Consider the following 18,326-nt stretch of genomic DNA (forward strand, 5'->3'; position numbering starts at 1 on the left):
TACCCGGCACTGGCGAACAGGATCATAATCGGACCCAACAAAGCGCCGAGGAATGATCATGAACAAACAGACTGCCGGCCAAGACGAAGACTCGCTGACCACTGTGCCCTTCCGGAATATGATTCGCTACGAGCAGCAACTGCCGGTTCGGCAGGTTTCGTATTACCTCTGCGGCGACATTCACGAACCGCAGCATTACACCGAACTGTTCTTCACGCTGCGGACGGCCAGCGAAACCGACCTGATCTACCTGCACCTCAACTCGTCCGGCGGCGACTTCAACACCGGCTTGCAGATCATCAACAACGTACTGGCATCAAACGCCCGGGTGATCACCATCCTCGAGGCACGCGCCTATTCGATGGCCGCACTGATCTTCCTCAGTGGCGACGAACTGATCGTCCACGACAACTGCCAGTTGATGTTTCACACTTATTCCGGCTTCTTCTCAGGCAAGGGCAACGAGCAGCAGGCCGAGGCGGTGGCGGTCGGCAGCTGGTTCGAGAAGGTCATGCGCCGGATCTGTCAGCCCTTCCTCAGCGAGGCGGAAATTGCCGGCATCCTCAAGGGTTCCGATCTCTGGATGGACTCCGACGATATCCGCCGCCGGCTAACGCGCATCAAGCGCAGCAGCATGGCGGCCCTAAAGAAAGCGGCGAAGACCCGCAGCAAGACATAGAGAGAGCCTTCGGAATCAAGAGCGCCAGCGGCTCAGGCAATTTGATGCTGCAGGTCGTGGCTAAGCCTTGGCCCTCGCCGGACATTTTCCACCACCTCTTGCGGACGAGTCAGCAGCCTCAGTTGCTCTCGCCTAGCCCTGCCGCCAAGGCAGCCCGAGGTGGCGCCAGCCACCCTTGCTGCCGCGATGCGCGTTTTCGTCGGGCTCTCCCTCGAAACCGTCGAGGATGTTGTAGGCCTCGAAGCCGAGTTCGCTGGCGCGCCGGGCGGCAGCAATCGAGCGCACGCCGCTGCGACAGAGCATAAGCACTTTCTTGCCGGCCGGCACGGCGCCGGCCAACGCCTCGCCGAAGGCAGGATTCATGGCCATGCCGGGCCATTGTTTCCAGGCCAGCGCGACGGCGCCCGGCACGAAGCCGACCCACTCCCGCTCGGCATCGGTACGGACATCGACCAGCACCGCCTCGCCGGCTTGCCACCAGCGGTAGGCGAGTTGCGGCGAAATATCACCGGCGTAACCGGTGGCCACCTGCACTCCATGCAGTTCGCCACCGCCGGCATCGTGGCGGTGTCCTGAAGTCAGGTTGGCTGGCACGGCTTCGTCGATGCGCTTCGGCTTGGGCAGGTTCAGGGAATTCATCAGACTGACGAAATCCTCCTGTGTTTTGCCGGCGACCCGGGCATTGTCTGCTTTCTCGGCGCCGATGGTAGTCCGGGTGTGGCCTTGATAGTCGTGGCCTGGCCAGACGATGGTCTCGTCGGGCAACGCGAAAAGCACGCGGGTCAGGCTGTCGTACAGAGCCTGCGGGCTGCCGGACTGGAAATCGGTACGACCGCAGGTGCCGACCAGCAGCGTGTCGCCGGTGAATACGTTGTTGCGCCATCGGTAGCACATGCTGCCCGCGGTGTGGCCCGGTGTATGTAGTGCGCGAATCTGCTCGCCGCCGAAGGACAGCACGTCGCCATCATTGAGCTGCACCGAGGCCGTCGTTATGCCGCAGCCAGCCGGCGCTGCGGTACGCGCGGCAGCATGTTCGGCCAGGAGCCAGGCGCTGGTGATGTGGTCGGCATGGCCGTGGGTTTCCACCGCCCAGACCAGATCGATGCCCTGCTCCGCCAGCACGGCCAGATCGCGGTCAATCTGCGCGTCGACCGGGTCGATGATCAGCCCCTGGCGCGAGGCTTCATCGACCAGGATGTAGGTAAAGCTGCTCGACGCCGGGTCGAACAACTGGATCGGCGTGACAAACTTTTCCGATACCTGTGCGGTCGGTGCCATCAGTGCCGGCCGTAAGGGTCGGCGGCCACCACGCAGGGATCGTCGCTCAGCGCGTCCCCCGTGGCAGCATCCTGGTTTTTGATCGCATGCCAGAATTCTTGCTCGAGAGCGACGAGTTCCCGGCTGATGTCATCGTGTTGCATAGGCGGCCTCCTGTTCTTCGGCGAGGTCTCCGAACCCGAAGTTGCTCGCACTCGATGTTTAGTCCGGCCGCCAGCGGTAATGTTCCGAAGCTTCGAATCAGCCCTCGGCAACCGCCTTCAGGATCAACGGCAGCAGCGGCTCCGGCAGTTTGATGCCGCCGGTCGTGGCGAAGCGTTGGGCATCGCCGGACATTTTCTTCCACGTCTTGCGGATGATGCCGAGCCACTTCTGTTCGCTGTATTCGGCGTGCTGCCCGGCGAAACCCAACATGTAGTGCTCGAGGAAGACAAGGCTGCTGACGTCTTCCAGCAGTTGCGTATCGGGATTGGTCATCAGCCCCTGCTTGCCGACCGCCGCCTTCACTTGCTCGACCATCGGCGCATCGTAGCCGGCCTGCACCAGCAAGTCGCCAGCCGTCTCGGCGTGGAATTTGTAGAGGCCGGTGCGCCAGGCGAAGTAGCCTGGCTTGGTCATCGGATAGCTGCTGCGCGGCACGGTCCAGCGCTGGATGTGCTGGGCGCGCACGGCAAGTTGGGCGACCTCGCTGGCCTGCGGCGCGAAACGGCCGATCATTTCGGTCATCCGCCGGGCGTAGAGCAGTTCCTTCGGCAGGCCTTCGTCCTGATTCGGGTCCTGGGCGTTGGCGGCATCGAACAGGGCAATGGCTCGGTTGAAGCGTTCCTGATTGGCAATCATTGAATTTCTCATGGTGATATACGGGTCGGCCCGCTCGGCCTCCCCTTGAACAATAGATCAACTGTAGCGGTAATGTCGCTGCGCCGAACCGGCCGGCACGCGCCAAACCGGAAAGCCCTACTTTCCAGTCTCCAGCCATTTGAGGACGATAGCGAACAGCGTCTCCGGAGTAATCGGTTTGGCAATGAAGTCGTCCATGCCGGCCGCAAAGCAGCGCGCCTTGTCTTCGGCGAAGGCATTGGCGGTCATGGCCAGGATGGGGATGCCAAACCCGTCGGCCCGTTGCCGTATCCGGCGCGTCGCTTCCAGACCATCCATCTCGGGCATCTGCATGTCCATCAGGATCAGGTCGTACGTGTTTTTCTCGACCAAGGCCAGGGCTGCCACGCCGTCGTTGGCGACATCGACCAGCAAACCGGCGTCGCTCAGCAGCATGACGGCGATCTCCTGGTTGACCGGCTCATCCTCGACAAGCAGTACCCGACGCCCCTGATAATCGCGTTGCAGGCTGGCTTCCGCCTTCAATGCCCCCCCGCGGCTGAAGCGGTCGTGCCAGCGGCTTTTTTCAGGCAGGCCGTAAACCAGAAGGTGCTGCCGACCCCGAGCTGGCTGACCACCCCGGCCTCGCCGCCCATCAACTGGGCGAGTTTCCGGGTGATGGCCAGCCCCAGCCCGGTGCCGCCATAGCGCCGCGATATCGAATCGTCGGCCTGGGCGAACGAGGCGAACAGGCGCTCCTGGACTCCGGCGGGAATGCCAACCCCGGTATCCTGTACTTCGCAACGCACCCGCACGCTGTCGCTGTCCTCCGCCTCAAGCCGCAGTCGCAAGGTTACGCTGCCCTGTTCGGTGAATTTGAGGGCATTGCTCACGTAGTTCAATATCGCCTGCTGAATCCGCGTCGCATCACCCAGCAAGGACTCAGGGAGCAGCGCAACTTCGCAGTGCAATTTCAGATTCTTCGCACGGGCCTGGTCGGCCAGGATGGAGGTCACGTTGGTGACGATAGCCCCCAGATTGAGCGGGCTTTCCTCAAGTACAAACTGGCCAGCGTCAATCTTCGACAGATCGAGAATGGCATTGATGATTTCCAGCAGATGGCGCCCGGCGACATCGATCTTCTCGAGCTTTTCCGCCTGTTGCGGCGGCACGCCCGAACGCTTGAGCAAATGCACCATGCCGGTAATGGCATTGAGCGGCGTGCGGATTTCGTGCGACATGTTGGCGAGGAAGGAGCTCTTCGCGACATTGGCCGCTTCCGCCGCTTCCTTGGCCACCGCCAAGGCGGCCGTGCGCTGGGCAACCAGATCCTCGAGATGCAGACGATAGGCCTGAAGTTCGGCCTCCGCCGCCTTGCGGCTGGAAATGTCGCGGGTTACAGCCAGTTGCATGGTCCGGCCGTTATCAGCCATCGGCACGGCATGGCTCTCCATCCAGCGTCGGCCGCCTTTCAGGCCGCACACTTCGAATTCCATTTGCACGGCAGCCCCGGCCAGCACCTCCCGGTGCATCGCCGCGAAAGCTTCGCGGTATTCCGGAGCAACCAGCTCGAGTACCGGTTGACCAGCCACTTGTTCCAGAGAATCGGCCTCGACCATCGCCAGCCCGGCCGGATTCATCTCACGCAACAAGCCTTGTTCATCTACCGTCTTGATGCATTCCGGTTCGTTTTCGATGATGGTGCGCAAGCGGGCCTCGCTGGCCGCCACATCGATCAGCGCCTGCCGACGCTCGGCATCGCTGCGCGCCAACTTGAGCTGGGTCTCGGACAGCCAGCCGAGCACGCTGTCCTCCATCCCCATGGCCACTGGAATGTGTGTTGAAAAATCGCCGCTGCCCAAGCGCGCGATGCGCGCATGCACATCGTCCAGCGACCCGCCCAAAGTTGTTCGCAAAGCCTGGTAAGTACGCCAGAGCATGAACAACAAAAGCAGACCGAACACAATGAAGACCAGCCGCAAGAGCATGGCGAACTCAGTGGCTGCGCGCACCGCCTCGGTAGTGCGCTGCTCTAGAATCTCATGCAGTTCGCTCATCGGGCGCATGATCTCCGCCTTGGCCTGGAGATAGGCGGCATCGTGCAACATCCGGCTGGCCTTGAGCCGATCGGCGGCGCTGGGCGGGGTTCCTGATTCGACCAGCGCCATCGCGGCGAATTCGGTGCGAGTCAAGGTGTCCGAATTGGCTTTCGCCTGGGCCAGCTTGGCAAACTCCAGATCGGAAAAGCCGGCTTGCCGCATCAGGTCGAGCAGTGAAATATTCTGTCCGCTCGACGGGCGCGGCCGCAGGTCATCGGCCTGCACCATGTCCCAGTAAATATTCTGATACTCGAGTGGACGCGGCTTGAGGCCGTCGCGAATATCGAGGATTTCCTGATAGTGCCGCTTGAACAGGGGATCGCCGGTGGTCACATAACTGCGCACCATGCGCGTCAGGTCGTCCGACGACTGACGCAATTCCTGCGCCAGCCAAAACGAGCGGATCCGCTGCTCATTGGCCTGGTCGATCTGCTTTTCCGAATGCACATAAATAAAAAAGAGCGCCGAAAAAGCAACGAACATCAGCAGGGTCAGCCATAAGCTGCGGGAAAAGCGGGAACGCTTGCTAATGAATGGATTCATGGTTTTATTTTTTATCTGCCCCAACATCATAGTCGTCTTGGTCCTGGCAAGCCAAAAAGACAGTGACATTTACCCCAATCCGACCGACGCCCTTCGTCCGATTGAACGTTCCCCGGCAAAGAGGTCAGACCTGTCTGCTTACAAAAACCCGGTGCTACCATAAATGCTGTGTATGAGTTGTTGGAAAGAATCATGACGCACTCCGCAATTGCAATCGGCCAGGAGGAAACGCCGACGGCCTGGCACCGCCAGGTGGCGGCGGTATTTTTCCGGCATGTCTATTTGAAGGGTATTGGAACGACGGTTTTCATTACCCTGTTCTTCAACCTGTACTTCTATTTGCTGAAGAACCCGGCCTACCCGATCACGGTCATGCCCATCACCTGGCTCGACCGCCTGATCGATGTCCAGCCGCTCGCCCTACCCGTCTATGTCTCGATGTGGGTTTATGTATCCCTGCCACCGGCATTGCTGGCGACGCGACGCGAGCTGTGGTTCTACGCGATAGCCATTGCCGCCACCTGCCTTGCCGGACTGCTCGCCTTCTACTTCTGGCCGACGGCAGTTCCTGTCGCCACTGTCGACTGGACGCAGTTTCCCGAACTCGGTTTCCTGAAAAACATCGACGCCTCGGGCAATGCCTGCCCTTCGCTGCACGTTGCCACCGCCGTCTTCTCCGGGGGCTGGCTGCATCACCTGCTGCGCCGCTTTGGCGGACCCTTATGGATACTGAGCTTCAACTGGGCATGGTGTATCGGCATCGTCTATTCGACGATGGCCATCCGCCAGCACGTCGCCCTTGATGTGCTGGGCGGGCTGGTACTGGGCCTGCTGGCAGCATGGCTATCCTTGCGCTATCGCGTGTTGGCGAAAGATCAATAACTGTCGTCGTACGATTGGCGCTGAAACATGCGATCAACGCCAATCGATGCCGCCAAAATCACATCGTCGCGTCCCATATCCGGACGCAATTTCGGCCTGCGGCTTTTGCCGCAAACAAAGCCTTGTCGGCACGATCGATCGAGGCCCCTACCGGAATGTCCGGATCAAGAAGCGTCAAGCCGAAAGACGCAGTGACGTGAACCGGGGTGTTTTCGCCAATGTCTATTTCCAATGCGGCGATCCCGTCGGCGAGTTCCTTGATTCGGTCCTGACCTTGCGCCATTTCGGTGTAGGGCATACAGAGCAGGAACTCTTCTCCGCCATAGCGAAAAACCTTGTCATAGGGACGGAGATTCTTGATCAGATGACGAATAGATGCTGACAACACACGATCCCCGGCGGGATGCCCGTGGAGATCGTTGATGCTCTTGAAATTATCGAGGTCCATCATGGCGATGTAGCAAACATGGGCATGGCGCTTCACCAACTGCTGTTGCTCGCGCAAGGTCGGCAAGATGTCGTAACGGGTGATTGCCCCGGTCAATGAGTCGTGATTGAACAGCGAGTTTTCCAGCTCCCGCTCAAGGGACGAGATTTCAAGTCGCAGCCGCTCGAGAGCATTGGAAAATCCGTCATAGGCCAGCGGGTCGATGGGGTTTCCGGCAGCAGCGGCAAGCAGCAACAGCTTGGCCAGGTGATGCAAGCGCTTATGTTCCTCGCCCATGGCGATAAACCCGGGATGCTTGCGAAGCTTTTCCGGCGCATCGCTATAGAACCATTGGCCAAAACGGCATTCGGTATGGGCAATGTCGCTGGTATCGTGCTTGTTGCCCGGCAAACTGCAGACGAGGGTGCGAACCAGAGCGCCATACCATGCCTGGTGGTTATTCAACGCCTCCTTGAGCTGCGCGACAATTGCTTGCAACTCATCACGACTGACATCGGCGAGTGCCACGGCAAGACTCCCTATCGGTGGCAGCGATGCGGCAGAAAAACCGATCGACCGCCCATTGCCCCCTGCTGCCCGGCAATACGTGGACAACGACAGACACCACAGCGGCCGGGCGTGACCGGGTCGAGACCAGCCGACCCGGAATGTAGAAGCGAGAGTAGTTAGCGCAAGGCATGCTGTCTGTGCGATATCGCGCTTAAGGGGGAGATCCGGTTTGCGATCGACCGGAATCCCCCAGCCGAGCATCAAGGAGTGGACTGGCGCGCCGGCACCTCGGTGATCGCTCAAGCCGCCGCGCGCAGCGGCTCGCAGCGGGCGACCAGTTGGCCGGTCAGCGGGCTGTGGCCGCGCCGGGTCAGGCGTTCGGCACAGAGCGCCGTGGCCAGTGGGCGCTGGCCGGCACGCAGGGCAGCCTCGATCAAGGTCAGGTCGATCAAGTCGCGTTGGGCGTGGCTGCCGCCGAAGCGGTGAGCGATGTCACGGACCTGGCGGATCAGGCGCACGCTTTCGTCGTAGTGCCCCTGGCCAAAGGCCTGGATCGCCAGCGTCAGCGGATGCCCGACCTTGCGGGTGAAAGCTTCGTTGTCGTCATTGCGCTGCATCGCCAGTTGTTGCGTTTCGAGCACGGCGGCCACGGCATCGGGGCGCTGCGCCCCGACGAAGGCCATCACCGCGTGCACATCATTGAAGGCGTAGTTACCGGCCGTGGCGATCGGCAGCCAGCCGTCGGCCACTTCCGCCCAGCGCCGGCCGACATCGATGCCGCGCAGGTGCAGGCGCCAGAGCAGCGCCGAGGCATCGACCATGTCGAGCACCATGGTCGATCGCTCGCCGTGGATCGGACCGTCGAACAGTGCCAGCACTGCGTCGATATCCCCCAGTTCGAGGTGGTAGAGCGCCAGGTGCCACCACAGGTGCACCTTGAAGAAGCTGTCGGTCGACCAGGCATCGGGGTTGGCGCGCATCCAGGCGATGCCGTCGTGCGTCCGGCATTGCATTTCCATGACGTGGGCCACTGCGTGTTGCGCCCAGCCATCGCGCGGCTCGAGTTCGACCGCCGCCCGGCCCTGGGCCTCGGCCCGGGCGTAGTCGGCGGTTTCCTCCAGGCCGAAGGCGTGCATGGCGAGTACTGAGTGGTAGCCCGGCATGCTGGGCGACCAGGCCGGCAGGGCGCGAGCGATGCGGTCGCGCAGCAGGCGCGAATTACCGACGTAGAAATCGGCCAGGTGTCCAGCCTGCAGCGCCAGGATGTCGCGCGGGTAGTCGATGGCGACGTCCTCAAGCAGCCGTCCGGCGCGCAGCCATTGGCCGTCGACCATCTGGCCGACGGCATCGAGATGGCCGCGCTCGCGGGCATTGGCCGGCAGCCGGAGCGCCGCATCGAGGCAATCGCGGGCCACCGCGATACCGGCCGGCTCGGTACCGAGCAGGTGGAGGTAGGCCTTGAGGACATGGGCCATGACAAAGTCCGGACTTTCGGCGATGGCGGCATCAACGCTGGCCACCGGATCTTCGATATAGCACTGGAACTGGTGCAGGGCGCGCCGGTAGTGGGCCAGGCTGTCGGCGCTGGCGCCGGAATGCGCAAGACTCAGCTCGTCATTGATGGTCATTGGGTGTCTCCTTTGGGGGTCGAATGGTTTGCTGTCGATTCGCCTCGTGTCCGGAAAAATCGGCCGGACCACGGGCGCAGTGCTAAGGTAATCTGAAGGATGTTGTCTCGATATATCCGGGACGCCTGAAGATTTGACCGGGACGCCGGAGCCTTGTTCATGGAGGGGAAATATGGATGTCCTTTCCGACGTATTTGCCGCCGTGCGCTTCTCGGGCGGTGTCTTTCTCGACGCCGAATTCACGGCACCGTGGTGCGTGGTGTCGCAGGTCGGGCCAGAGGAGTTCGAGGCCCAGGGCAGGATGCCGGCCCACCTGATCGCCTACCACTATGTCGTCGATGGTCGGCTGTTCGTGCGCGTAGGCGATGGTCCGGCGCTCGCCGTGCAGGCCGGCGAGATCGTGCTGCTGCCGCGCAACGACGGGCATGTGCTAGGCAGCGCCCCGGGCCTGCGCCCGGTGATTGTCGACAATCTGATCCACGGTCCGAGCCCGGAAGCGCCGGCCTTGCTGCGCTACGGCGGGGGCGGCGAGCCGACGCGCATCGTCTGCGGCTATCTGGGCTGCGAGATGCCCGACAACCTGCTGCTCAAAGCCCTGCCCCCGTTGCTCAAGCTCGGGGTGCGCGACGGCAGCGGCGGCGCCTGGCTGGAGAGTTCCTTCCGCCATGCCGCCCAGGCGTATGGCGTCAGCGACAGCGGTTCGGCGGCGGTGCTCGGCAAGCTGGCCGAACTGCTTTTCGTCGAAGGCGTTCGCCGCTACCTGGCCGCCTTACCGGAAGGCCAGACCGGCTGGCTGTCCGGCCTGCGTGATCGCATGGTCGGACGGGCACTGGCCCTGCTCCATGGCGACGTCGCCCATCCCTGGACGACCGAGGAGCTGGCCCAGGCGGTGGGACTGTCGCGCTCCGCCTTCGCCGAGCGTTTCACCGGCCTGATCGGCGTGCCGCCGATGCGTTATCTGGCGACCTGGCGCCTGCAACTGGCTGCCGCCCGCTTGCGCGAAAGCACGGCGTCGACCACGCAGATCGCCGGCGAGATCGGCTATGAATCCGATGCGGCCTTCAACCGGGCGTTCAAGCGGGCCTTCGGCACGACACCTGCGGCCTGGCGCCGGCCAGGATGAATCGCCATCGGGCCTGGCAATACGCCGCCATGCCGCGTTGACCGCAAGCGCCCGCCGCGGAGATACTCCGCGCAATGTCTCCGCAACCCCACCCCGGCGCCGGCCACGTCCGCCTCTTCAACGACCTGCGCCAGCTGCTGCGGCCGCTGATCGTATCCCTGGTCATTCATGCAGTGTTTTTCTGGCAGGCCCCCGGTCTGTTGCTGTCGCCGGAATCGCCGGCCGCCCGGCACGGCGATTTGCGAGCCAGCCTGCACCAGCCGCCGGCTGCCGCCCCGGTTGTCGCGCCCAGTGCCGAACCGCCGCCGTCCAGCCCGAGCGAGCCGGCCGAGACGGCCCCGGCCCGCCAGCCCGAAGAACGCAGCTATGCCCCGGCCCGCCCACGCCGCCCAGCGAGCCGGCGAGCCAACAGGCGACGCCGGACGCCCAGCCGGCGCCACCGGTCGAGCCCCTGCGCAGCGGCATCGAGGTGGCCGGTTTGCGCCAGTATCACCTGGCGCTGGGCCAGAAGGCCAAGCAGTTCCGGCGCTACCCGCCGGCCGCGCGCGAGGCCGGATGGCAAGGCCGGGTCGCGATGCGCCTGGCCGTCTCGGAGAGCGGCGCGCCGATCGGCATCAGCCTGCTCGGCAGCAGCAATTTCCCGGACCTCGATCAGGCCGCGCTGGAGATAATGTACCTGGCGGCCGGGCATACCGAGGTTCCCGAAAGCCTGCGCGGCCGCGCCTTCACGATCGACCTGGCCGTGGACTTCCACCCCGACGACGCCCCGTGACCATCCAGGCGCCGGCCCGGCGTAGCTGCCGGCAGGTCAAATCGGTATAGTGCGCGGCTCGACGAATCGGCAAGCAGATCACCATGAATTCCCACCCCCTGCGCTCCCCCGGACCGCAAGACAGCAACGCCTGGCTGCTGGTTTTCGCCGCCTGGGTGATTGCGACGACCGCGACGCTCGCCGTCCTCTTCTTCGGCGAGGTCATGAACTACCCGATCTGCACGCTGTGCTGGTACCAGCGCATCTTCATGATGCCGCTGGCCGTGATCCTGCCGCTCGGGCTCTTTCCCTTCGATCCCCGGGTCGTCCGTTATGCCCTGCCCCTGGCCGTGATCGGTAGCCTGATCGCGGTCTTCCACCAGTTGCTGGTGATGGGGATCATTCCCGAAAGCATCAAGCCCTGCACCCAGGGCGTGCCCTGCTCGGTGACCGTGGTGACCTGGTTCGGCTTCCTGACCATTCCGCTGCTTTCCGTCCTTGCTTTCCTGACCATTGCCGCGCTGCTGCTGGCGGCGCGTTACCGGAGTTCCCGATGAACCAGAAAACCCTCTTCGTCGTCGCCCTGACCATCCTGCTACTCGCCTTCACCGGCGGCGCCTTCTACTACTCGGCCCAGCAGGAGAAGCAGGCCAATCAGGTCGCCGAAGCCAACCGCGCCGCCCTGATCCGCATGCACTCGCCGACCCTGGGCAAGGCCGAGGCGCCGGTCGTCATCGTCGAGTTCCTCGACCCCGCCTGCGAAACCTGCCGCGCCTTCTACCCGCGGGTCAAGCAGCTGCTGGCGGCCAATCCGGACAAGATCCGCCTCGTGCTGCGCTACGCCCCCTTCCACAACGGCTCCGACAAGGTCGTGGCGCTGCTTGAAGCCGCCCGCATGCAGGGCAAGTTCTGGCCGGTGCTCGAAGCCCTGCTCGCTTCCCAGGCGCAATGGGCGCCGCACCACACGGCGCAGGTCGCGCTGGCCTGGCCGCATCTCGAAGGCCTGGGCCTGAACATGGAACAGATGGCCTTCGACCTGACCTCGCCGGACATCGCCAAGGTCATCGAACAGGACCTCGCCGATGCCAAGACCCTCAACGTCACGATGACGCCGGAGTTCTTCGTCAACGGCAAGCCGCTGCCCAGTTTCGGCTTCGAGCAGTTGCAACAGTTGGTCGACGACGCGCTGGTCGCGACGCGCGGCAAGTAAGCGACAGCAAATGGAAACGATCACCAGGAAGCAGGCCGTCAAGGACTACACCGGCTATGCCTGCATCGGACTCTACAACCCCAAGGGCCCGGAAAACGTCGGCGCCATCATGCGTGCCGCCGGCTGCTACGGCGTCAACTCGGTGTTCTACACCGGCAAGCGCTACGAGCGGGCGGCCGAATTCCGCACCGACACCAAGCAGGTCCATCTGCAGTTGCCGCTGATCGGCGTCGACGACCTGCAATCGGTGATTCCCTTCGGCTGCACCCCGGTCGCCATCGAGATCCACCCGGATGCCAAGCCGCTGACCGAGTACGCGCATCCGGAACGGGCCTTCTACATCTTCGGCCCGGAAGACGGCAGCCTGAAGAAGAACGTGACCTCCTGGTGCAAGGACATCATTTACATCCCGACCCACGGCTGCATGAATCTGGCGGCGACGGTCAATGTCGTGCTTTACGACCGGATGCTGAAGGCCAGCGGTTTTCGTCATACGGCCGAGTGAAGTCCGGATCTGTGCCCGCCGTCTGGTGATGGTCGAGGCAGGATAAAAGCAGTTTTTTCCGGTCCGCAGCAAATATTGCCGGCTACCGTTACGACCAGTGCCTGATTTTGCCGCACATCGCCGCCCGGCAAGGCATGGCACGGGCGGCCAGGCATTCCTATCGCATGGCATCGATATTGCTGTTGCATCTCGCCAAGGGCAGTCCATTTTGACGGGAGGAAAACAATGAGCATCTCAGCCATCGCATCTTTTTACGCCACCAGCGCAGCAACCGCGCTACGCAGCACGAGCGGCAGCGCGGCGAGCAGCCAGAGCACGGCAAGCAAGGCAACGAGCGAAAGCACGACAGTGAGCATCTCGAACGAAGCCCGTCAGGCGGCCGCAACCGAAGGTCGGTTCGCCGTCCCGGAATCCGTCCGCCAGGCGGCACTGGCCGAACTGAACAGGGTTTTTCCGCCGGACATTCTCGACGAAGCACAGGCCCGGCTACAGGCCAACCCGGGCATCAGCGGCAGCAGCAGCGCCACGCCGGGCATGGGCAACCTGCCCCTGTTGCCGGAGAACGAAGCGCTCCTCGCGCAAATAAAAAGTGAAATGCACGCCGCCAAAGCCTCCAACACCCAAGGCATGACGAATCTGATGCCCTACGTGCGCCTGATCCACACCGTCCAGACTGAAGGCTGGAAAACGCCGATGACGATGGAAGACGCCCAGCGCGAAGTCGACATCGCCTCGGCCATGGACCGGCTGAAACCTGCTTCGACGGTAGCCCCCTTGAGCGAAGCCGAGCAGATGAAAAAGGATCTCGCCAACGTGGCGCAGATCCAGAAGGAACTGGCGGGAGAAATCCCCGACCAATGGAAGCAGCGCTGGAATGAAGAAAACCTGAGCATGCCGGAAACCGCCACCACGAGCTTTCCGCAATCCATCTGGCTCGGACTGGCCAAGGCCGCCGGGATCAGCGAAGAAGAGTTCCTCGGCAAGGCGCGCGAGCTGGCCGGCAAGTACTCGGGCAACACTTTCCTGCAGGCGATCGAAAGTTTCGTCAGCGAGCGCTACGTCGCCAGTTCGGGCACGACGCAAACGAGCTGAGGCAGCGCCCTACCGGTCGAACGCGAGCAATGCTCGCTGCGGCAAGGGCAGTTTGCCGTTTAAACTTCGCCCTTTCCCATTCAGCAGCCCGGTATGCGCCTCCTCCACACCTCCGACTGGCACCTCGGCCAGCATTTCATGGGCAAGAGCCGGCAGGCCGAGCATCAGGCGCTGATCGGCTGGCTGCTCGACCAGGTCGAGGAACACGCAGTCGATGCGGTGTTGATCGCCGGCGACATCTTCGATACCGGCACGCCGCCGAGCTACGCCCGCGAGCTGTATAACCAGCTGGTCGGGCAACTGTACAAGGCCGGCGTCCCGCTCCTGGTGCTCGGCGGCAACCACGATTCGCCGGCCACCCTGGGCGAAAGCCGCGAACTGCTCGCCCACCTGGGAACAACCGTCATCGCTTCAACCCACGAAGACGTCACCACACAAGTCATCGTCCTGCCACAACGCACCGGCGAACCGGGCTGCATCGTCTGCGCCATCCCCTTCGTCCGGCCGCGCGACGTACTGCACAGCCAGGCCGGACAAAGCGCCGAAGAAAAGCAGCTGTCGCTGCAAACGGCGATCCAGGAACACTACGCAGCGGTGCACGCCGCCGCGCTGGCCAAAATGCTCAGCCTGGCAAACTCGCTGCCCGGCAAACTGCCCATCGTCGCCACCGGCCACCTGACCACGGTCGGCGCCAGCGCCAGCGAGTCGGTCCGCGAAATCTACGTCGGAGCGCTGGAAGCCTTCCCGACCACGGCCTTCCCGCCGGCCGACTACATCGCGCTCGGCCACATCCACCGGCCGCAACGGGTCGGCGGGCTGGAGCACATCCGTTACTGCGGCTCGCCGCTTGCGCTCAGTTTTGACGAGGCCAGGCAGCAGAAAGAAGTGCTGCTCGTCGATCTCGACGCCGATGGCCTCAAGGCGGTGACCGCCTTGCCGGTGCCCTGCTTTCAAGGGCTGGTCGCGGTCAGCGGCAATCTCGACAGCCTGCGCGGCGCGATCGCTGCAGCAGCGGCCGAAGGCAGCCGCGAGCGCCCGACCTGGCTGGAAGTGACGGTGGCCGAAGACGACTACCTGGCCGACCTGCCGGCACGCATCGAGGCGCTGACCGAAGGCTGGCCGGTCGAGGTGTTGCGCATCCGCCGCCAGCGCGGCAACACCGCCGCGCGGCTGGACGCCGCAGCCAGCGAAACGCTGGACGAACTCAGCCCGCACGACGTCTTCGCCCGCCGCCTGCAACAGGAGGAGTTGAGCGACGAGATGCAAGCGGCGCTCAATGAACGCTACCGCGCCGTCGTCGCCGGCCTGCAGGGAGAGGAAGCATGAAAATCCTGACCCTGCGTCTGAAAAACCTCAATTCGCTGAAAGGCGAATGGACCATCGACTTCACCCGGCCCCCCTTCACCGACAACAGCCTGTTCGCCATCACCGGCCCGACCGGCGCCGGAAAATCGACCCTGCTCGACGCCATCTGCCTCGCGCTCTACCACCAGACGCCGCGCCTGAAGACGATCTCGGCTTCCGACAACGACATCATGACGCGGCACACCGCCGACTGCCTGGCCGAGGTCGAATTCGAAGTCAAAGGCGCCGTCTACCGCGCCTTCTGGAGTCAGCGTCGCGCCCGCGACAAGGCGGACGGCGCATTGCAGGCGCCCAAGGTCGAACTGGCTGCGCTTGACGCCAATGGCGACGGCACCATCCTCAGCACGCAGACCAACGACAAGCTCAAGCGCATCGCCGAGATTACCGGCCTCGACTTCCCGCGCTTCACCAAGTCCATGCTGCTCGCCCAGGGCGGTTTCGCAGCCTTCCTGAACGCCAGCGCCAATGAACGGGCCGAGCTTCTGGAAGAACTGACCGGCACCGAAATCTACGGCGACATTTCGCGCAAGGTTTTCGAACAGGCGCGCGAGGCCAAAAGCCAGCTCGACCAGCTGAAAGCCCGTGCCGACGGCATGGAACTCCTCACCGACGAGCAGCGCGCCGCGATGCAACTGGAAGCCGCCCGCCTAGACACGCAACTCGCCGACCTCCAGCACCGCCACCAGCAAACGCAAAGCCAGCGCCAGTGGCGCCTCGATCTGGCGCAAGGCGAACAGGAAATCAAAACCGCGGAAGGCAAACAGCAGGAAGCCACGGCCGCGCTGACCGCCGCCACCCCTGACCTGCAAAAACTCGCCGCCAGCGAGCCGGCCGAAGCCCTGAAACCACTGCACCAGCAATGGCAGCAGGCAGGCACGACCTGCCAGCAAAGCGAAGCCGAACTCAAGTCGCTGCACGCCGAGCGCCAAACGCTGCAAGGCGAACAACTCGCCCGACACGTCGCCGCCAGCCACTACAGCGCCCAGGTCGCCTCCCAGGCGCTGCAAGCCCTGCAACAAAGCCAGCGCGAAGTCCGGCAACTAGACGACTTCTGCGCCGCCCACCCACAACGCGCCCAACTCGGCGAACGCCTCGGCGTCTGGCGCCAGCAGTTCGAACAGCGTGCCAGGCTCGGCCGCGACCTCGCCGCCCAGCAGCAGGCACAGCGGAAACTCGAACAGGAACAAGCCGAAACCGCCCGCCAGCTCGCCGCGCAGAATCTTGCGGTCGACACCGCGGCCAAGGCAAAAGCCACGGCCGACAGCGCGCTGGACAAAGCCCTGGCCGAACAGAACCAGCGCCTCGCCGGCCAGACCCTGGCCGACCTGCGCCAGCACTGGCAGCGCGAACAGGCCGGCCTCGCCCGCTGGCAGCAGCTCGAAGCCCTCGCCCAGCGCCGGCGCGAACTGGCCGAACTGCAAACGACGCTGGCCACGCAACTGCAGCAGGGCGAACAGAAGATCGCCGCCCAGGAAAAAACCTTGGTCGCGCTGCGCGAGCAACACAAGGAACTCGCTGGCCAGGTCACCGACAAGCAGAAACTGCTCGAACAGGAACGCCGCATCCAGAGCCTGGAGCAACATCGTCGGCAACTGCAGCCGGGCGAAGCTTGCCCACTGTGCGGCGCGCTGGAGCACCCGGCCATCACCGCCTACGCCGCGCTTGACGTTTCCGCCACTGAAACTGCGCTTAAGGAAAAACAGGCTGCGCTCGAAACGCTGACCCAGAAAGGCCAGCAACTGCGCGCCGAACAGGCCGCCGCGCAAGCCACGCAAAAAAGCGGGCTGGAGCAGCAAGCCAAGACAACGCAGGAAAGCGCCCGTCTGCAAAATGAATGGCAGGAAGGCATCGCCGCGCTGCCAGCCACCCAGTCGCTGGCGCTCGGCACCTGGCAGGACGCCACCACCCTCGCCACCGCCCGCGCAGCCGCCGAAAAGGCCCAAACCCAACTCGCCGCGCTAATGCAGGCCGCCGACCAGGGCGAACAAACCCTGAACGCCTCCCGCAAGACCGCCGCCGACGCCGCTCAAGCGCTGCTCAACGCCGGCAACCAGCAAAAACTGCTGCAACAGACGACGCAAACCGGCCAAACCCGCCAGGCCGAGATTCACAAAACCCTGCAGGCCATCGCCCAGGAACAGGCCGAACTCGATGCAAAGCTGATCGAAACGCTGAGCGAAATCCCGACCGACCCCGCCACCTGGCTAGGCGAACGCGATGGCGAATGGCAGCACTGGCAGCAAACGCAACAACGCCGGCAGGCGCTGGCCGCCCTCCTCGTCCAGCAGCAGGAGCGCCACGACGCCGCACAAATCCAGGCGGTGCATTGGGCGGAGCGCCGGAAAGCTTTCCCGGAAACGCCGTCGGCCATGGACCTGCCGGCCACCGATGATCCGGCCGCCGCCCTCGCCCGCTGCGCCGAGCGCATCGCCGACCTGACCCAGCAACTCGCCGCGCAACAAGGCCGACAAGCGCAACTCGAAACCAACCTCGCCCAGCAGCAAAGAGCCCTCGCCGACGCCGCGACCGCCTGGCAAACCGCCCTCGCCGCCAGCCCCTTCGCCGACCTCGCCGCCTACAGCGCTGCGCTGCTACCAGCCGAAGAACGCCAGCGCCTGCGGCAACTGCAGGAAACCCGGCAACTGGCGAAACAGCAGGCCGCAGCCGTACTCACGGCGGCCCGCGAAAAGGTCATCCGCCTGCAAGTCAGCACCGGCGAAACACCCATCCCGCCGCTCGTCGAACTCGACGAAACCCTCGCCCAACTCGACACCCAGCGCCGCCAACTCAGCGAACAACTCGGCGCCCAGCGCGCCCTACTCAGCCGTGACGAACAGGCACGGCAAAGCCAGCAGGCGCTGTTCGCCCAGATCGCCGCACAAATCACCGAGAGCGATATCTGGCAGCGCCTCGACGGCCTGATCGGCTCGGCCAAGGGCGACAAGTTCCGCAAGTTCGCCCAGGGCCTGACCCTCGACCACCTGCTGCACCTCGCCAACGGCCACCTCGCCCGCCTGCACGGCCGCTACCTGCTGCGCCGCAAGACCACCGGCGAACTGGAACTCGACATCGTCGACAGCTGGCAAGGCGAAGTCGCCCGCGACACGCGCACGCTGTCCGGCGGCGAAAGCTTCCTGGTCAGCCTGGCGCTGGCCCTGGCCCTCTCCGACCTGGTCAGCCACAAAACCTCGATCGACTCGCTGTTCCTCGACGAAGGCTTCGGCACCCTCGACGCCGACACCCTGGAAATCGCCCTCAACGCCCTCGACACCCTGAACGCCAGCGGCAAGATGATCGGCGTTATCAGCCACGTCGAAGGCATGAAGGAGCGCATCCCGGCGCAGATCCGCGTCGACAAGGGCGGCGGGGTCGGGTATTCGCGGTTGAGTATTTAGGGCGGGCCAATCGCGGCGAA

Annotated in this window: 17 protein-coding genes; 10 read left to right on the forward strand and 7 right to left on the reverse strand. The window is 63.9% G+C overall.

From position 1 onward, the window contains the following. Positions 1 to 58: 58 nt before the first annotated feature. Complete coding sequence (locus NQE15_RS16305) at positions 59 to 679, forward strand: Clp protease ClpP (RefSeq protein WP_265942714.1); 621 nt, start codon at positions 59 to 61, stop codon at positions 677 to 679. A 132-nt stretch (positions 680 to 811) separates the two neighbouring features. On the opposite strand, the gene NQE15_RS16310 is transcribed toward NQE15_RS16305, so the two are convergent. The 5 genes from NQE15_RS16310 to NQE15_RS16330 form a co-directional block, all read right to left on the reverse strand. Beyond that, on the reverse strand, positions 812 to 1,957 hold the full coding sequence (locus NQE15_RS16310) for an MBL fold metallo-hydrolase (RefSeq protein WP_265942716.1): 1,146 nt from the start codon (positions 1,955 to 1,957) through the stop codon (positions 812 to 814). Continuing rightward, on the reverse strand, positions 1,957 to 2,100 hold the full coding sequence (locus NQE15_RS16315; RefSeq protein ID WP_265942718.1) for a hypothetical protein: 144 nt from the start codon (positions 2,098 to 2,100) through the stop codon (positions 1,957 to 1,959). Before NQE15_RS16315 ends, NQE15_RS16310 begins: the two co-directional genes overlap by 1 nt. 97 nt (positions 2,101 to 2,197) lie before the next feature. Next, positions 2,198 to 2,797 carry a DUF4202 domain-containing protein gene (locus NQE15_RS16320; protein ID WP_265942721.1) on the reverse strand — a complete coding sequence of 200 codons (600 nt, stop codon included), beginning with the start codon at positions 2,795 to 2,797 and terminating at the stop codon, positions 2,198 to 2,200. A gap of 117 nt (positions 2,798 to 2,914) precedes the next feature. Continuing rightward, a complete protein-coding gene (locus tag NQE15_RS16325; protein ID WP_265942723.1) occupies positions 2,915 to 3,322 on the reverse strand; it encodes a response regulator in 408 nt (135 codons plus the stop codon). Further along, the gene (locus tag NQE15_RS16330; protein ID WP_265942725.1) at positions 3,319 to 5,418 is read right to left on the reverse strand and encodes an ATP-binding protein; all 2,100 of its coding nucleotides are present in this window, start codon (positions 5,416 to 5,418) and stop codon (positions 3,319 to 3,321) included. The genes NQE15_RS16325 and NQE15_RS16330 overlap by 4 nt, the downstream gene beginning before the upstream one ends. Before the next feature lie 192 nt (positions 5,419 to 5,610). Here NQE15_RS16330 and NQE15_RS16335 point away from each other — a divergent pair, with 192 nt between their 5' ends. Continuing rightward, complete coding sequence (locus NQE15_RS16335) at positions 5,611 to 6,300, forward strand: phosphatase PAP2 family protein (protein WP_265942727.1); 690 nt, start codon at positions 5,611 to 5,613, stop codon at positions 6,298 to 6,300. A gap of 58 nt (positions 6,301 to 6,358) precedes the next feature. Here NQE15_RS16335 and NQE15_RS16340 read toward each other — a convergent pair whose 3' ends face one another. Beyond that, positions 6,359 to 7,255, reverse strand: coding sequence for a diguanylate cyclase (locus NQE15_RS16340; RefSeq protein ID WP_265942729.1), 897 nt, complete (start codon positions 7,253 to 7,255; stop codon positions 6,359 to 6,361). Positions 7,256 to 7,536: 281 nt separating this feature from the next. Next, the gene (locus tag NQE15_RS16345; protein ID WP_265942731.1) at positions 7,537 to 8,865 is read right to left on the reverse strand and encodes a tetratricopeptide repeat protein; all 1,329 of its coding nucleotides are present in this window, start codon (positions 8,863 to 8,865) and stop codon (positions 7,537 to 7,539) included. 172 nt (positions 8,866 to 9,037) lie between these two features. Between NQE15_RS16345 and NQE15_RS16350 the strand changes: the two genes are divergently transcribed. From NQE15_RS16350 to sbcC, 8 genes are all read left to right on the forward strand, one after another. Continuing rightward, complete coding sequence (locus tag NQE15_RS16350) at positions 9,038 to 9,988, forward strand: AraC family transcriptional regulator (RefSeq protein WP_265942733.1); 951 nt, start codon at positions 9,038 to 9,040, stop codon at positions 9,986 to 9,988. Positions 9,989 to 10,466: 478 nt separating this feature from the next. Beyond that, positions 10,467 to 10,760: an energy transducer TonB gene (locus NQE15_RS16355; RefSeq protein WP_265942735.1), complete on the forward strand. Its 294-nt coding sequence runs from the start codon at positions 10,467 to 10,469 to the stop codon at positions 10,758 to 10,760. Between the two features lie 83 nt (positions 10,761 to 10,843). Further along, positions 10,844 to 11,296, forward strand: a complete 453-nt coding sequence (locus NQE15_RS16360) for a disulfide bond formation protein B (RefSeq protein ID WP_265942737.1) — start codon at positions 10,844 to 10,846, stop codon at positions 11,294 to 11,296. Next, on the forward strand, positions 11,293 to 11,949 hold the full coding sequence (locus tag NQE15_RS16365) for a DsbA family protein (RefSeq protein ID WP_265942739.1): 657 nt from the start codon (positions 11,293 to 11,295) through the stop codon (positions 11,947 to 11,949). The genes NQE15_RS16360 and NQE15_RS16365 overlap by 4 nt, the downstream gene beginning before the upstream one ends. Positions 11,950 to 11,959: 10 nt before the next feature. Then, positions 11,960 to 12,454, forward strand: a complete 495-nt coding sequence (locus NQE15_RS16370) for an RNA methyltransferase (RefSeq protein ID WP_265942741.1) — start codon at positions 11,960 to 11,962, stop codon at positions 12,452 to 12,454. A 225-nt stretch (positions 12,455 to 12,679) separates the two neighbouring features. Further along, positions 12,680 to 13,546 (forward strand): hypothetical protein, encoded by an 867-nt coding sequence (locus tag NQE15_RS16375; RefSeq protein ID WP_265942743.1) that lies wholly within the window; start codon positions 12,680 to 12,682, stop codon positions 13,544 to 13,546. Between the two features lie 93 nt (positions 13,547 to 13,639). Further along, positions 13,640 to 14,872 (forward strand): exonuclease subunit SbcD, encoded by a 1,233-nt coding sequence (gene sbcD, locus NQE15_RS16380; protein WP_265942745.1) that lies wholly within the window; start codon positions 13,640 to 13,642, stop codon positions 14,870 to 14,872. Beyond that, the gene (gene sbcC, locus NQE15_RS16385) at positions 14,869 to 18,306 is read left to right on the forward strand and encodes an exonuclease subunit SbcC (RefSeq protein ID WP_265942747.1); all 3,438 of its coding nucleotides are present in this window, start codon (positions 14,869 to 14,871) and stop codon (positions 18,304 to 18,306) included. Before sbcD ends, sbcC begins: the two co-directional genes overlap by 4 nt. Positions 18,307 to 18,326: the final 20 nt, after the last annotated feature.

Origin of the sequence: Dechloromonas sp. A34 (assembly GCF_026261605.1) — a bacterium.
Classification (GTDB): Bacteria; Pseudomonadota; Gammaproteobacteria; order Burkholderiales; family Rhodocyclaceae; genus Azonexus.

Coding starts and splice junctions, on each gene's coding strand:
- NQE15_RS16305 (WP_265942714.1), top strand. CDS start 59: ATGAACAAACAGACTGCCGGCCAAGACGAAGACTCGCTGACCACTGTG.
- NQE15_RS16310 (WP_265942716.1), bottom strand. CDS start 1,957: ATGGCACCGACCGCACAGGTATCGGAAAAGTTTGTCACGCCGATCCAG.
- NQE15_RS16315 (WP_265942718.1), bottom strand. CDS start 2,100: ATGCAACACGATGACATCAGCCGGGAACTCGTCGCTCTCGAGCAAGAA.
- NQE15_RS16320 (WP_265942721.1), bottom strand. CDS start 2,797: ATGATTGCCAATCAGGAACGCTTCAACCGAGCCATTGCCCTGTTCGAT.
- NQE15_RS16330 (WP_265942725.1), bottom strand. CDS start 5,418: ATGAATCCATTCATTAGCAAGCGTTCCCGCTTTTCCCGCAGCTTATGG.
- NQE15_RS16335 (WP_265942727.1), top strand. CDS start 5,611: ATGACGCACTCCGCAATTGCAATCGGCCAGGAGGAAACGCCGACGGCC.
- NQE15_RS16345 (WP_265942731.1), bottom strand. CDS start 8,865: ATGACCATCAATGACGAGCTGAGTCTTGCGCATTCCGGCGCCAGCGCC.
- NQE15_RS16350 (WP_265942733.1), top strand. CDS start 9,038: ATGGATGTCCTTTCCGACGTATTTGCCGCCGTGCGCTTCTCGGGCGGT.
- NQE15_RS16360 (WP_265942737.1), top strand. CDS start 10,844: ATGAATTCCCACCCCCTGCGCTCCCCCGGACCGCAAGACAGCAACGCC.
- NQE15_RS16365 (WP_265942739.1), top strand. CDS start 11,293: ATGAACCAGAAAACCCTCTTCGTCGTCGCCCTGACCATCCTGCTACTC.
- NQE15_RS16370 (WP_265942741.1), top strand. CDS start 11,960: ATGGAAACGATCACCAGGAAGCAGGCCGTCAAGGACTACACCGGCTAT.
- NQE15_RS16375 (WP_265942743.1), top strand. CDS start 12,680: ATGAGCATCTCAGCCATCGCATCTTTTTACGCCACCAGCGCAGCAACC.
- sbcD (WP_265942745.1), top strand. CDS start 13,640: ATGCGCCTCCTCCACACCTCCGACTGGCACCTCGGCCAGCATTTCATG.
- sbcC (WP_265942747.1), top strand. CDS start 14,869: ATGAAAATCCTGACCCTGCGTCTGAAAAACCTCAATTCGCTGAAAGGC.